18 protein-coding genes, 1 tRNA gene and 1 riboswitch are annotated in these 14,049 nt (G+C 56.9%); of the genes, 11 read left to right on the top strand and 8 right to left on the bottom strand.

The genetic code is table 11. The annotated features are described in order from the left end of the window. Positions 1–155 precede the first annotated feature (155 nt). Positions 156–554: a hypothetical protein gene (locus ASD54_RS10090; protein ID WP_062554434.1), complete on the top strand. Its 399-nt coding sequence runs from the start codon at positions 156–158 to the stop codon at positions 552–554. Between the two features lie 204 nt (positions 555–758). Here the strand turns inward: ASD54_RS10090 and ASD54_RS10085 are convergent. Further along, positions 759–843, bottom strand: a tRNA-Leu gene (locus ASD54_RS10085). A 189-nt stretch (positions 844–1,032) separates the two neighbouring features. Between ASD54_RS10085 and lipB the strand changes: the two genes are divergently transcribed. From lipB to sugE, 8 genes are all read left to right on the top strand, one after another. Further along, positions 1,033–1,755 carry a lipoyl(octanoyl) transferase LipB gene (gene lipB / locus ASD54_RS10080; RefSeq protein WP_062554433.1) on the top strand — a complete coding sequence of 241 codons (723 nt, stop codon included), beginning with the start codon at positions 1,033–1,035 and terminating at the stop codon, positions 1,753–1,755. A 68-nt stretch (positions 1,756–1,823) separates the two neighbouring features. Then, entirely contained in the window at positions 1,824–2,747 is a 924-nt protein-coding gene (locus ASD54_RS10075) for a DMT family transporter (protein ID WP_062554432.1), read from the top strand. Between the two features lie 115 nt (positions 2,748–2,862). Then, entirely contained in the window at positions 2,863–3,990 is a 1,128-nt protein-coding gene (locus ASD54_RS10070; protein WP_062554431.1) for an S-(hydroxymethyl)glutathione dehydrogenase/class III alcohol dehydrogenase, read from the top strand. Then, positions 3,990–4,448, top strand: a complete 459-nt coding sequence (locus tag ASD54_RS10065; protein WP_062554795.1) for a GNAT family N-acetyltransferase — start codon at positions 3,990–3,992, stop codon at positions 4,446–4,448. The genes ASD54_RS10070 and ASD54_RS10065 overlap by 1 nt, the downstream gene beginning before the upstream one ends. Beyond that, positions 4,445–4,903: a YaiI/YqxD family protein gene (locus ASD54_RS10060; protein WP_062554430.1), complete on the top strand. Its 459-nt coding sequence runs from the start codon at positions 4,445–4,447 to the stop codon at positions 4,901–4,903. Before ASD54_RS10065 ends, ASD54_RS10060 begins: the two co-directional genes overlap by 4 nt. Then, positions 4,900–5,574, top strand: a complete 675-nt coding sequence (locus ASD54_RS10055) for a DUF1345 domain-containing protein (RefSeq protein ID WP_062554429.1) — start codon at positions 4,900–4,902, stop codon at positions 5,572–5,574. The genes ASD54_RS10060 and ASD54_RS10055 overlap by 4 nt, the downstream gene beginning before the upstream one ends. A 21-nt stretch (positions 5,575–5,595) precedes the next feature. Continuing rightward, on the top strand, positions 5,596–6,429 hold the full coding sequence (gene fghA, locus ASD54_RS10050) for an S-formylglutathione hydrolase (RefSeq protein ID WP_062554428.1): 834 nt from the start codon (positions 5,596–5,598) through the stop codon (positions 6,427–6,429). A gap of 129 nt (positions 6,430–6,558) precedes the next feature. Beyond that, positions 6,559–6,873: a quaternary ammonium compound efflux SMR transporter SugE gene (gene sugE, locus ASD54_RS10045; RefSeq protein WP_062554427.1), complete on the top strand. Its 315-nt coding sequence runs from the start codon at positions 6,559–6,561 to the stop codon at positions 6,871–6,873. 76 nt (positions 6,874–6,949) lie between these two features. Here the strand turns inward: sugE and ASD54_RS10040 are convergent, their stop codons facing one another. The 7 genes from ASD54_RS10040 to crcB all read right to left on the bottom strand — a co-directional run bounded on the left by ASD54_RS10040 (position 6,950) and on the right by crcB (position 12,118). Beyond that, entirely contained in the window at positions 6,950–8,269 is a 1,320-nt protein-coding gene (locus tag ASD54_RS10040; protein WP_200958459.1) for a dienelactone hydrolase, read from the bottom strand. A 106-nt stretch (positions 8,270–8,375) separates the two neighbouring features. After that, complete coding sequence (locus ASD54_RS10035; RefSeq protein WP_062554426.1) at positions 8,376–8,873, bottom strand: hypothetical protein; 498 nt, start codon at positions 8,871–8,873, stop codon at positions 8,376–8,378. Between the two features lie 65 nt (positions 8,874–8,938). Further along, a complete protein-coding gene (locus ASD54_RS10030) occupies positions 8,939–9,721 on the bottom strand; it encodes an ATP12 family protein (protein WP_062554425.1) in 783 nt (260 codons plus the stop codon). A 12-nt stretch (positions 9,722–9,733) separates the two neighbouring features. Further along, positions 9,734–10,387: an HAD-IA family hydrolase gene (locus ASD54_RS10025; protein WP_062554793.1), complete on the bottom strand. Its 654-nt coding sequence runs from the start codon at positions 10,385–10,387 to the stop codon at positions 9,734–9,736. A gap of 1 nt (position 10,388) precedes the next feature. Continuing rightward, positions 10,389–11,384 carry an RluA family pseudouridine synthase gene (locus ASD54_RS10020; RefSeq protein ID WP_062554424.1) on the bottom strand — a complete coding sequence of 332 codons (996 nt, stop codon included), beginning with the start codon at positions 11,382–11,384 and terminating at the stop codon, positions 10,389–10,391. A gap of 33 nt (positions 11,385–11,417) precedes the next feature. Then, on the bottom strand, positions 11,418–11,714 hold the full coding sequence (locus tag ASD54_RS26810) for a hypothetical protein (protein WP_162249570.1): 297 nt from the start codon (positions 11,712–11,714) through the stop codon (positions 11,418–11,420). Positions 11,715–11,740: 26 nt separating this feature from the next. Continuing rightward, entirely contained in the window at positions 11,741–12,118 is a 378-nt protein-coding gene (crcB, locus tag ASD54_RS10015) for a fluoride efflux transporter CrcB (RefSeq protein ID WP_062554423.1), read from the bottom strand. A 104-nt stretch (positions 12,119–12,222) separates the two neighbouring features. On the opposite strand from crcB, the gene ASD54_RS10010 reads away from it, so the two are divergent. Together ASD54_RS10010 and gcvT are read left to right on the top strand one after the other, a co-directional pair. Continuing rightward, positions 12,223–12,501 carry a hypothetical protein gene (locus ASD54_RS10010; protein WP_062554422.1) on the top strand — a complete coding sequence of 93 codons (279 nt, stop codon included), beginning with the start codon at positions 12,223–12,225 and terminating at the stop codon, positions 12,499–12,501. A gap of 164 nt (positions 12,502–12,665) precedes the next feature. Beyond that, positions 12,666–12,753, top strand: a riboswitch (glycine riboswitch). Between the two features lie 220 nt (positions 12,754–12,973). Then, the gene (gene gcvT / locus ASD54_RS10005) at positions 12,974–14,044 is read left to right on the top strand and encodes a glycine cleavage system aminomethyltransferase GcvT (RefSeq protein ID WP_244484737.1); all 1,071 of its coding nucleotides are present in this window, start codon (positions 12,974–12,976) and stop codon (positions 14,042–14,044) included. The last annotated feature ends 5 nt before the right edge of the window (positions 14,045–14,049 follow it).

Here is a 14,049-nt window from a genome sequence, read left to right as displayed (position 1 = left end):
ATAAGTTGAGGATTGGTTTCTCTTGCTTCGCATGCCAAAAGACGAGCGGACGCGACCGCCGTTATCTTTAGAACGGGGTCGGGCGACCGATTGACGTCACGTTGCTGCCGCGAGATCACGCTGGCCGTCCGCTTGGTTCAATTGAAGGTTTCAGGATGACCATATCTGTACAGAAGACCATTCCTGCATCACGGATGCGTCAGTTCAACCAGATGGTCGATCGATGGCTGGAAGAGGGACCGATCAAGCTGGCCACGAATGCGACTATCACCGCGCTGGACAATGCTGGTATTCCGAAGGATGAACAGGTCGCGATCATTGAAGATCGCAATATCATCATGAAGCACAATATGCGCCTTGGACTGATCAGCGAGGTGTTTGCCAAGTCACTCGAAGCCGCTGTTCATTCGTTTCGATCAGGAAGTGAAGCGCAGGACGAAATCGCGCGCTTGATTGTGACTGCGGTTGGAATCCGCCAGCAAGACGACAGCGAGCTGGTCACGTTTGTGTTTCTCAAGCAAAGTGAAGCCGACGCATTCGATGCAGCGCTGTGACCGTAGCGCCTGAGCTAAAAGGCTAATCTAGCGACAGTTCGGAAGCCAAGACAAGCGAGGCCTATACCCGCCGCGTAGAACGGTGGAACCTTGCAAAGCAGGCGCTTGGAAAGCTGGATTGCAAAAGTGAACAGGACGACGCCAAAAATCATTGTCCCATAAACGAGAAAAAGCGCTGATAAATCAGCGCTTTTCTCAAGTACTTGGTGCGGTCGAGAAGACTCGAACTTCCACGGGTTGCCCCACAGCGACCTCAACGCTGCGCGTCTACCAATTCCGCCACGACCGCATCGTGGTAGGCCTTCTTGCGTCGGCGAGGGAGCATCTAGCAAAGCGTTTTGGCCCGCGCAAGAGCGCCGTGACAGTTTTTTGAAAGATAAATTTCTCGAAACAATCCCCATATGTGGAGGAGCCCGCATTTGCAGGGTTTTACGCCTGTGGATATAAGCGGGCATCATCGAAAAAAGAGAACCATGCCATGCTGACGCGCACCGATCTTGAGGTTTCCATGCTGCCGAAGGTGGGCTCCCCGCCCGTCCGCTGGAGAATCTCTGATGATCTTGTGCCTTACGACCATGCGCTTGCGGTCATGGAACGCGAGGTAGCGGAGATTGCTGATGGCAAAGCGGACGAGCTTGTCTGGCTTCTGGAGCATCCGCCGCTCTACACAGCAGGCACGAGTGCAGATTCGGCTGACCTGATCGAACCGGACCGCTTTCCCGTGTTCGCGACAGGCCGCGGAGGTGAATACACGTATCACGGACCTGGCCAGCGCGTGGCCTATGTCATGCTTGACCTCAAGCGCAGGCGCCAAGATGTGCGTGGTTATGTCGCCGCACTGGAAGAGGTGATCATTCGAACCCTAGATTCCATGAATGTTCGCGGCGAGCGCCGTGAGGATCGCGTCGGCGTTTGGGTTCGCAGGCCGGAAAAACCGCTCTTGCCAGATGGATCCATAGCCGAGGACAAGATTGCAGCACTTGGTATCCGGCTGCGGCGCTGGGTCAGCTTTCATGGTCTCTCGCTCAATGTAGATCCAGACCTCTCGCACTTTTCAGGCATAGTGCCCTGCGGAATTTCCGCCTACGGCGTCACCAGCCTCATGGATCTCGGCCTGCCGATCTTGATGACGGACGTCGATGTCAGGCTGCGGCAGGCATTCGAGGATGTGTTTGGACCAACGGCACGGGAAATGGTCTGAGTGAGCAGACGAGGCGCTTGACGTAAGGTGAGTCCCTGTGATTGATGTCGAACATAGGGAGAACACTCATGCATAGCGCGAGCGCAAGCATCGACCGTACCGTACCGGGAATGGCGCTCATGGCTTTCTGCATGATCGTGCTTCCGATGATGGATGCCATCGCAAAATACATGGCGACATTCGAAACCATGTCGCCCGGCCAAGTGACGTTCTATCGTTTTTTCTTCCAGCTTGTTGTTCTGGCACCGCTTTTCTTCTGGAGTGTTGGCAGCTTCCGTAACGTCAAGCGACCATGGATGAACCTGCTGCGCGGTGCGCTTCATGCAGCCGCCAGCCTGCTGTTCTTCACCGCTGTCAAATACATGCCTTTGGCAGACGTATTCGCCATCTATTTTGTCGAGCCCTTCCTGCTGACGATTATGTCTGCAATCTTTCTCGGCGAACGCGTCGGCTGGCGCAGATGGCTGGCCATCCTTGTCGGCTTTGCCGGTGCGATGATCGTCATCCAGCCGAGCTACGCCATCTTTGGCCCGACCTCTCTTCTGCCGATTGCCTGCGCCGCCCTTTTCACGCTCTACCTCTTTCTCAATCGCGCGCTTGGCGACGCCGACTCACCGCTGACAATGCAGATGATGTCCGGCCTGGGCGGTACACTCTTCATGGGCGTAATCCTGGTTATCGGGCATCTGGCGGGCCAGACAGATTTTGCAATGTCCCTGCCCTCGTCGACCCTTGGGCTTACATTGCTTGTCATACTGGGGTCGCTGTCCGGCTACGTTCATCTGCTCGTGGTTCGCGCGTTCCGGATGGCGTCCCTGTCTCTTCTGGCACCGTTTCAGTATTTCGAGATCATTTCCGCAACTGTGCTGGGCTATTTGCTGTTTTCCGATTTCCCCACGCCATCAAAGTGGCTGGGTATTGCAATCATTGTCGCGTCCGGGCTGTTTATCATCTGGCGAGAACAGGTCGCGCGGGCGCGCTTGGAGGCCTGATCGTAAATTCACACGCACAGAGTTTCGGCCGTCAATGAATGTCGCACTGAAGACTTGAGCCTCTGAGCCGGGCATGTAACAAGCGTGATGAATCAAGAATGTAGGGAGATTAAAGATGGATGTACGTGCAGCCGTTGCCGTTCAGGCTGGCAAGCCCCTTGAAGTCATGACCGTTCAGCTTGAAGGCCCGCGCGCGGGAGAGGTTCTGATCGAGGTCAAGGCAACAGGAATCTGCCACACGGATGATTTCACGTTGTCCGGTGCCGATCCCGAAGGTCTCTTCCCGGCAATCCTCGGCCATGAGGGCGCTGGCATTGTTGTTGATGTCGGACCGGGCGTAACGTCGGTGAAGAAAGGCGACCACGTCATTCCGCTTTACACGCCGGAATGCCGCGAATGCTATTCCTGTCTTTCCCGCAAGACCAACCTCTGCACGGCGATCCGCTCCACGCAAGGGCAAGGCCTCATGCCGGATGGCACAAGCCGCTTCTCCATCGGCAAGGACAAGATCCATCATTACATGGGTTGCTCCACCTTCGCGAATTTCACGGTCCTGCCGGAAATTGCTGTCGCTAAAGTCAACCCAGACGCTCCTTTCGACAAGATCTGCTACATCGGCTGCGGCGTGACGACAGGCATTGGCGCTGTCATCAACACAGCCAAGGTGGAGATTGGCTCGACGGCAATCGTCTTCGGTCTCGGCGGTATCGGCCTCAACGTCCTGCAGGGGCTGCGTCTGGCCGGCGCGGACATGATCATCGGCGTTGACATCAACCCGGACCGCAAGGCCTGGGGTGAGAAGTTCGGCATGACGCATTTCGTAAACCCGAAGGAAGTCGGCGATGACATCGTGCCCTACCTCGTCAACATGACGAAGAGGAACGGCGATCTGATCGGTGGTGCAGACTACACCTTCGACTGCACGGGCAACACCAAGGTCATGCGTCAGGCACTGGAATCCTCCCACCGCGGCTGGGGCAAGTCCATCATCATCGGCGTGGCGGGAGCGGGCCAGGAGATCTCGACGCGCCCCTTCCAGCTTGTGACCGGACGTAACTGGATGGGCACGGCCTTTGGCGGCGCACGCGGACGAACCGATGTTCCAAAGATCGTTGACTGGTACATGGACGGAAAGATCCAGATCGACCCGATGATCACGCACACCATGCCGCTTGAGGATATCAACCAGGGCTTCGAGTTGATGCACAAGGGCGAAAGCATTCGCGGCGTGGTGGTTTATTGATCAGCCACCCCTCCTACGCAGTGGACGTGCGGAGCCTTGATGAATTCTCCGCACGCGAACTCTATGCTCTGTTGAAACTGCGCGTCGACGTTTTCGTCGTCGAGCAGGCATGCGCCTATGAAGAGCTGGATGGCAATGACGACGGAGCACTGCATCTGCGCGTAATGCAGGGCAGTGACCTGATGGCAGCTGCGCGGATTCTCCCGCCGGTGGACGGGAAGAACCCGCGGATCGGCCGGGTCGTGGTATCCCCGCATCATCGCGGCAAACGCTTGGGCGAGGCTGTGATGAGGGAGGCTTTGGCGGTCTGCGCCGATCGTTTCCCGGGTATTGACGTGGAGATTTCCGCACAAAGCCATCTCCAGCACTTCTACGGCGCCCTTGGTTTCGCGGTGATCTCGGAAGAATATGTCGAGGATGGTATTCCCCACGTCGATATGGTGAGGTCTTCATCATGATCTATGTCGATGCTGATGCCTGTCCGGTGAAGCCCGAGATCTTGAAGGTTGCGGAACGCCTCGGGGTGGAGGTCACGTTCGTCGCAAATTCCGGGCTTAGACCGTCTCGTGACCCGATGATCAAGAATGTCATTGTCTCGGGTAAGTTCGATGCTGCGGACGACTGGATCGCGGAACGGGCCGGAACCGGCGACGTCGTGGTGACTGCAGATGTGCCGCTGGCTGTTCGCTGCGTCGCCAATGGCGCGCAGGTCACGGGGCCGACTGGCCGGATTTTCGATGAGACAAATATCGGCATGGCGAGCGCCATGCGGGACCTCGGTGCGCATTTGCGGGAGACCGGGGAAAGCAAAGGCTATAACGCGGCCTTCACTCAAAAGGACCGCTCCGCGTTTCTCTCCGCCTTGGATGTTCTCTGCCGCCGGGCAATGCGCGCGGATGGATCTGCGGGATGACAAGCGGGACACCGAGAGTGAAGCTGAAATGGCGTAGCCGCCGCTACAGCCCGTTCTACGGTGCGGGATTGGCCGGGCTTGCTGCCGTGCCGTTGTTTGCTTACTTCGCCCCGAATCTCCTCATTGAAGGTGCGGCGGTCACCTTTTTCCTGATCTATCTGGGCATTATGGGCCGTCGAATTCCGCACCTCACCGTAGAGCGTTACAAAAACAGCCGGGAGCGCGATGATGCGCCCGCCTACGCCATCATACTCGTCACGATTCTGGCCGTCGTCGCGGCAATCGGAGCATTGTTCAATGCGCTCAATCGGGGTTCGCATGTGAGTAGTTTCGAGATTGCGCTTGCCTTCCTGTCCGTCATCGGCGGCTGGCTGACGCTTCATACAATGTTTGCGTCGCACTATGCGCATCATTTTTGGCGGCATGTCACTGGGCCGGACGGCGTTCGCAAGGTCCAGGGTGGGCTCTCATTTCCCGAGACGGAAGAACCGGCCGGTCTGGATTTCCTCTATTTCTCCTTCGTCATTGGCATGACGGCGCAAACATCGGACGTTGCAATCACGACGACTGCGATGCGGCGTATCAATCTCTCCCATTCTCTGACAGCCTTCTTTTTCAATACGGTGCTGGTGGCGGCAACAGTCAATGCCGCCGTCGCATTGGCAGGCTGACACCGCGCAAGGACATAAGAAATGAAAGTCATCTCCCAGAATACAGCGTTTGGCGGCATGCAGGGCGTTTTCCAGCATCAGTCGGAAGCGTGCAATTGTGAAATGACCTTTGCCGTTTTCGTGCCTCCGCAGGCCATCACCGAGAAGAGACCGGTACTCTGGTTCCTGTCCGGCCTGACCTGCACCCATGCCAACGTCATGGAAAAGGGAGAATATCGGCGGCTGGCGGCTGAACTCGGGCTGATCATCGTGTGCCCCGATACCAGTCCAAGGGGCAATGACGTCCCGGACGAGCTGACGAATTGGCAGATGGGTAAAGGCGCGGGCTTTTACCTGGATGCAACAGAAATGCCGTGGTCTGAACATTACCGTATGTATACCTACATCACCGAGGAACTGCCGGCCCTGATCAGCGAGCACTTCCGGGCAGACATGACACGTCAAGGCATGTTCGGCCACTCGATGGGCGGCCATGGCGCAATGACGATCGCGCTGAAGAACCCTGATCGCTTCAAGAGCTGCTCGGCATTCGCCCCCATCGTGGAGCCATCCACTGCGGATTGGTCTGCACCCGCCTTGGAAAAATATCTCGGCTCGGACAAAGCCAACTGGCGCGCCTATGATGCATGCGCCCTCGTTCAGGATGGAGCCCGTTTTCCGGAATTCCTGATTGATCAGGGTAAGGCTGACAGTTTTCTGGAAAACGGATTGCGTCCCTGGCTCTTTGAGGACGCCATTCAGGGCACAGGAATCGGCCTGACCTTGCGCATGCACGAACGCTATGATCACTCCTACTATTTCATTTCGACCTTTATGAATGATCATCTGCGGTGGCACGCCGAGCGGCTCGGATAAAATTCAGCAGGTCTTGAAATAGGTCAGGTCACACACTACCTCCTGGCTTGCGCAGACGACTGCGTATGCTTTTCCTCTCGAAGCATGGTGAACCGGCGGGGACGACCTCGCTCTCAAAAGGAGCGATACATGCCCTGGATATACCTGTTCCTCGCCGGCGTGCTCGAAGTTGGTTGGGCCATTGGCCTGAAATACACTGACGGCTTTACGCGCCCTCTCCCCACAATCCTGACTGTCTTGTCCATGGTTGCAAGCGTTGGCCTGCTTGGGCTCGCCGTTCGCGACTTGCCCATTGGCACAGCCTATGCAGTCTGGACAGGGATAGGCACGGTGGGCGCCGTAACACTGGGCATGGTTTTGTTTGGTGATCCGGCGACAGTGGCCCGCATAGCCTGCATTGGCCTGATCCTGATCGGCATTGCCGGATTGAAGCTCACCAGTTGACGCAAAAGGAAGCGGAGATCGAACCCGTCGACCTCCGCTTCGTTGCTCATGCACATATCGATAGCAAGATTGGAAATCAGTCCGGCTTGCGGTGCTCCAGCTTCAATCCCTTAGCGGTCCGGTTCTTGAAACCGGCCCAGTAAGTGTGATCCGGCTTGAACCCACCGCCCTGTTGCGCCGACCACACGCCTTTCTCGGCGTCCTCTACCAGATCCAGATAGCGCACCTTGTCCTGGTCGCCTTTCAGCTTGAGATCGAACCAGACCGAAGCGAAATGTTGCGCGATGTTATTCATGCGCACCGTATCCCACACCGGATCGGCGTAGTGATCGAAGGGTGCATATCCCAACGTCTCACTAACCTTCCAGCTTTCAGCGGGTGCAGGCATGGGCGCCGCGGCATTGTGGTTCGCATTGTCGAATGTGAGCAGGTAACGGTCTACCGGCATTTTCGCTTCGAAGATCTTGCGGATACCCTTCTGATAGTCGGAAACGTCATCAACACTGCCAGCCATGAAAAAGAGCGGAACCTTGATTTCAGCAAGCCCCGCTGCATCCCACATTCCACGCTGCATGCCCCAGGGAGCAATGGCTAGGATTGCCTTGAACCGCTGATCGAAAAGCTGACGATGCGTCTCCGAGCCTGCCTTATGGATGGCAAGCAAACTGTTCGGCGCGCTCCAATCAGCTGTCACGGCGCCGTCGGAAACGCCCGCCCCTGCGGTGATGACTGCACCATATGCGCCCATGGAATAACCAATGAGGCCCGTGGTTGATGTATCGACCAGTCCGGAGAGAAAACTGTTGCTAGATGTCTCCTGTCTCGAAATCTCGTCCAGAACGAATTTCTGGTCCAGCGGACGGTTGACCAGCGTGCTGCCGAAGGGTCCGCGGTCAGCATATGTACTGTCCGTATGGTCGATCGATGCAACGACATAACCTTTGCTGGCGAGATTCTCCGCAAGCGGGCTCAGCAGCATCCTGTTGCCCGGATAGCCATGCGAAATGATGATCAGAGGATATTTCGGCTCCGGCTTCAGGGGTTCTGCATCGCGAACCGCCCTGCCCTTCAACGTCACTTCCGTCTTGCCATCACGAAGAAGCGTTCGGTACTCCCCGCCCATCTGGTCGGTCTTTGCAGGATACCAGACTTCAAGCGTCAGTGGCCTGTCATATCGCGGCGGCTCCTTGCCCGCTTCCGCCTTGGCGACATTGATCTGGTTGGGGTTGGTGAGGTTCAGCGTTCGCACACCAACCGGTGCGGTTCCATAGGCCGCCAGTTCTGGCGCGTCCGGTCGGATCTGGTCAATCCTGTTTTCCGCCCTGTTTTCCGCAATGGCCGGTCCAGATCCCATCATCCCAACAATGCACGCCCCTGCCAGGAGGTTAAACTTCATCACCATCTCCTCCAAACGATCCAAAAAGGAATCATGCTCACAACCCGGCCATCAAAACCGAAGCTGCTTCATTTAGAAAGATAGCATGTGACGATTGGATGAATTCTCAGAACCGTGGAAACAGGGCGGTGGCAAGGGTTGAGGGTCCTGTCTCCTGAAGACGAAACTCGAACGAGATGCGATCGGCGATCCGCCTCGCCAAAGCCACGTCGCCATACTCTGGATGAAGGGAAAATGAGGAGACGCTGAAAACTCCGGCCGCGATCTTTTCACCATTACCGACTGCTGTAGCGTCAACGGAAACATCGGCGCTGAAACGACCACCGACGATGTATTCCTGTCGTTTTACCTCGATGATCCGGACAGTCAGAACGGCTCGAGGAAGCAAAGTTGCTCGAAATGTCGCGCGTATGGCTTCATCTACAAGCCGGTCGGTTTCCGTTACAAGTCGCCGGGATACGGTGGGTGGAGCGCTGACAAATGCACCACGGACATCGTAGAGCACAGCCATTTCCGGAGGGCGATCTCCCGGCGCAAGCCGAAAGCTGCTGAGGGTCAGCCAGGCCAGCAAAAGCAACAAAACTCGGACAAAAGCGCTGTTCATGGACCACCGGAACAATTTGTCCGATGGTCTCAGAACAGGGTTAGGTTTCGGTTAAATTCGTCCGATCAGGAGCGCAGAGATCGAAATACCGCAACCGCCGCCTGCAGTTCCTGGTAACGCTTGGAGCGTCTCGCTTCAGCCTCCGCATCGACGCCCCAATGTTCATTGGTCCAATCCTCATCGAGATGAGCAAGTTTCCACGCCTCATCCATTCCGATGAAACCTCTGGCAAAGGCCAGAGCCAGCATGGCGGAACCAGTGAGAGATGTGATTGTGTGGAGCGCGGCGAGGTCCAAAGGGGTCGAGAAGGGTCTGAGCGCATCGGCAAAGGCCGCGATAGCGTCATCTGGCTGTTCCTGCGGCATGATCCCTTCTATCAGGATGAAGCGTGCACCAACTTCGCTGGCCAGCCACTCCATGACAGGATCCCATTCTGCAGTCTGCCGAGCGACAAGTTCCACGGGACCATCTGCACGGTAGCACAGCAGATCGCCGCCGGAGAAGCGAACGATTTCATCGAACACCGCCTGCATCTCAAGCGAAACACCATCAATCGCAGTGTTGACCAGACGCGTGACCGGCATGGTGGATGGATCGACGGTCTCGCTCTGCGCATCCCATTCGGATTGAAGCAAGGCGGCCAACGCCTCCGTCGGAACCTTGAGGGGATGCTTTGCAGGCGTCTTGATCGCTTTCCCGTCGAGCAGGACGGCAAACTCTTCACCGTCCAAGCTCACGGAGACCTCTTTGTAGAAGCGCTTTGGAAGCGGCTTCTGCATTTGAATCTGCGCACGACGGGTAGGATCTGGATGGCTAAGACCATCTGGAAGATCAAAGAGTTCTCTCATTTTCGGGCTTCCTCAGCCAATCAGTCTCAAAAGGTCGTCTGGTGTCCGGGCAATCGCGTCCGCACCGGCGGAAAGCAAATCGGCAACTGAGGCATAGCCCCAGGAAACGCCAATCGCTGTGGCGCCAGCCGCTTTCGCCATCTGCATATCGTAGATGGCATCGCCGATAACAAGTGTACGAGAGGGTGGGATCCCGCTTTCATCGCAGCATTCGGTGACCATTGCCGGATGCGGCTTTGAGGGACAATCGTCTGCTGTCCGGCTCACCGTGAACAGTTTGCCGAATTGATGCGTCTGAACGATCATGTTCAAGCCACGGCGCGATTTGCCCGTTACCGCGCCGATAAGCAATTGCTCGCGAGCCTCAAGCGAGGTCAGAACCTCCCGGATCCCGTCGAAAAGCGGCTCTTCGAACCCGAGTTCGGAACGCGTCTGCAGGAAGATGGATTTGTAATAGGCCATCATGCCGACGGCTTCTTCATCGGCATGGGCTTTGCCTTGCAGCCGCGCGATTGCGATATCGAGCGTCAATCCAATGATGGACTTCGTTTGCTCCAGCGTCGGCGCCGCATACTGAAAATGGGTGAAGGTTCGAACCATCACCTCGTGAATCAGCTTCGCGCTATCGACAAGCGTCCCATCGCAATCGAAAAGAACGAGACGCAGATCACTCATCGTCATCAATTGCGCCATCCGCCTGATCGAAACCGAGCAGGTTCCAACTCTGCACCATGTGGGGAGGCAGCGGCGCCGTCACACGCAGGCGCCCGCCCGAAGGATGCGGAATGTCGATGTGGCGTGCGTGGAGATGCAAACGCTTCTGCACACCACCCGGGAAATCCCAGTTCGGGTCGTCCTCGAAATACTTCGGATCGCCAATGATAGGGTGGCCGATATGAAGCGCGTGAACACGCAACTGGTGCGTACGGCCTGTATAGGGCTCCATCTCGAGCCACGACAGTCTTTGCGCGGCAGTATCGATCACGCGGTAGTAGGAAACAGCGTGATCGGCCCCCTCTTCCCCGTGCTTGGCAATGCGCATACGGTCGCCATCGGGGGTCTGCTCCTTGACGAGCCAGGTGGAAATCTTGTCCTCGCGCTTGCGTGGAAGCCCTTTGACCAGCGACCAATAGGTTTTCTTTGTATCGCGCTCACGAAAAGCCGCAGTCAGCTTTTGGGCTGCGCCGCGTGTGCGCGCGATCACCAGAACACCGGACGTATCCCTGTCGAGGCGGTGTACCAGACGTGGCTTCTCGCCCTTCTGGCTCACCCAGGCTTCCAGCATCTTGTCGATATGCCTGGCGACACCGGAACCGCCCTGGACGGCCAGACCGGCAGGCTTGTTCAGCACAAAGACCTTGTCGTCCTCATGCAGCAGCATCCGCGCCAGCAACTGGGCATCATCACCGTGCTTGAGATCCTTGCCGCCAATCGGGCCGCTCTTGATCTTGGGATCCACATCCATCGGTGGAACGCGCACCATCTGTCCCGGCTGAACACGGGTGTCGGATTTGACCCGGCCGCCATCCACACGGATCTGTCCCGATCGCAGCAGCTTTTGAAGCGCTCCGAACCCCAGACCCGGGTAGTGGATCTTGAACCATCTATCGAGGCGCATGCCCGCCTCGTCCGCGTCTACGCGGATATGCTCGATGCCAGCCATCGAACCTCTTTCCTGAAACCTGTTTATCAAGGTTCAGCCTTTAGATGATTTCACCTCCGATTGGAAAGGGTCAGTTGGGAAATACAGGTTAGGGTCAAAACTCAATCGGGATTTGGAGCGTGGTATGGCAGAAAATCGTTCAGTTATAGAAGCGAAGCCGCCGGTGGATCCAATATCCATCAAGGATTCGCGACGCAGAAATGAGCGATTTTCGCCATATCCCTGCGGAACGCGGCAGATTTTCTCTGCGAAGGCGTCGAAAAGGCTTTGTGGAGTGGCGCTCCACGGCAGCCTCTTCTCCTGCTCGCCAACAAAATCCGCTCGCGCCACGCCCGAAACCTGATTGAGTTTTGACCCTAGAGCAGCGCGCGACCGACAGCAAAACCGGCAAAAGTTGCCATGAGCGAAACAACGACGCTGGAAAATACGTAGATCACGGCCGATGAAACGGCACCCTTTTCGATCAGCGCAACAGTATCGAGGGAGAACGACGAAAACGTCGTGAACCCGCCAAGAATGCCAACGACAAGCAGCAGCCGCATTTCCAAAGAGGCATCGAAGCGCCGCGCAACCAACTCCGTCAGCAAACCGATTGCGAACGACCCGACAATATTGACAGTGATTGTGCCCCAGGGAAAAGCAGGGCCCATCAGCCTCGTCATGAGGATGCCGGTGAGATAGCGACAAACAGAACCGAAGGCGCCGCCTACGGCCACGAGAACTATGTTCAGCATTTTTGTTCCAGATGAGTTGAAAGTCCGGATGTCTACAATTCTAGGAAACGACTTAAGCTTCCTTGAGGTCGGTGACGATATACTCATGGAAACTAGACGTGGATATGGCCATGACACAAGTCCTCTCAATTTCCGCCGCAACAGCCGCTTACGCCATGGAGGCAGCGAAGCCGGCTCGCAGGATCTCGACAAAAGATCAGGTGCGCGATGTGAAAAACGATGCGGAAACCAACGAGATTGCTAAAGCTGGTAGTGCAGAGAAGGCGGAAGCAGTGGCGCTCATACCTCCGCTTGCACTGAGTCTCGGTGATACCATGCAGCGAAACGCCGAAAGCTTCCCAAGTCTGCAGGATGTCAGCAAGGCGTATGAGGAAACCGAGTAAGCCGGTCGCTCTCTAGGCTCTTCCTGTCTTCCGTTATTTCAGGATCTCGGCTTGTAATAGCCGAAGCGATTAAGTCCGTACCCGCAGTTAGGCTGCGCGACAAATTTCGTGTCCATTGCGACATTTGCTACTTGCCAACTGGCATCCTGCTCTCATAATGACGGCACATCTCGTTGGGAGAAACCGCTTCGATGCGGCGCCGAAGGAGCAACCGCCCCGGAAACTCTCAGGCAAAAGGACCAGCGAGACCTACAGAACTCTGGAGAGAAGCCTTTTCTACGCGAAGGGCTCGCCGAAGGGATAACAATCTCAGGCGCAAAGGACAGAGGGGGCTCTTTGAAAGGCGCTGTTTTGGCGTCAGTAACTGAGCCCGTGCGGCCAAGCCGCACCTGATCTGGAGGCGTTCTTGACCGATAGCGGCCCACTGTCCACTACCCCACTCCATGCACTTCACATCTCGCTCGGCGCACGCATGGTGCCGTTCGCGGGATACGACATGCCGGTTCAATATCCGGCAGGCGTTTTAAAGGAACACCTTCATACGCGCGCAAAAGCTGGCCTTTTCGACGTCTCTCACATGGGCCAGGTGCTGGTGAAGGCAGCCTCGGGCGCCGTTGCCGATGCAGCCCTCGCACTGGAAAAGCTCGTTCCGGTCGATATTCTGGGCCTGAAGGAAGGTCGCCAGCGTTATGGTTTCTTCACGGATGACAACGGCGGAATACTGGATGATCTGATGATCACCAATCGCGGCGATCACCTGCTTGTCGTGGTAAATGCGGCCTGCAAGGAAGCCGATGTCGCTCACATGAAGGCGCATCTTTCCGGCTGTTCTGTAACGCTGCTCGAAGATCGTGCCCTGATCGCGCTTCAAGGCCCGGCAGCGGAAGCCGTTCTCGCCTCACTCGCTCCCGAAGTCGCCGCCATGAAGTTCATGGACGTCCGCGATGTGACTTTGGTGGGCGCTGACTGCATCGTTTCCCGTTCCGGCTATTCGGGTGAAGACGGGTACGAAATCTCCGTTCCTTCGGACAAAGCCGAAGAATTGGCCAAGGCATTGCTGGCCCATGAAGATTGCGAAGCCATCGGTCTCGGTGCGCGCGATTCTTTGCGCCTCGAAGCGGGTTTGTGCCTCTACGGCAACGACATCGACACGACCACGTCACCGATCGAGGCTTCATTGGAATGGGCCATCCAGAAGGCACGTCGCGCTGGTGGCGAACGTGAAGGCGGCTTCCCGGGCGCCGGACGCATTCTCGGCGAGTTGGCGAACAAGACAAGCCGCCGCCGCGTCGGCCTGAAGCCCGAGGGCAAGGCACCGGTGCGCGCCCATGCCAAGCTTTTTGCGGATGCTGAAGGCCAGCGCGAAATCGGCGAAGTGACATCCGGGACCTTCGGTCCTTCTGTCGAAGGCCCCGTTGCCATGGGTTACGTGCCGAGCGAACTCGCGGTGCCCGGCCAACAGGTGTTTGCGGAAGTTCGAGGCAAATACCTGCCGCTGACGGTCGCGTCCCTGCCGTTTATTACCCCTACCTACAAACGCTAAAAAAC

Origin of the sequence: Rhizobium sp. Root149 (assembly GCF_001427345.1) — a bacterium.
GTDB lineage: Bacteria > Pseudomonadota > Alphaproteobacteria > Rhizobiales > Rhizobiaceae > Neorhizobium > Neorhizobium rhizoryzae.
The sequence above is the reverse complement of the archived record's forward strand: the minus strand, read 5'-3'. Positions and strand labels throughout refer to the sequence as shown.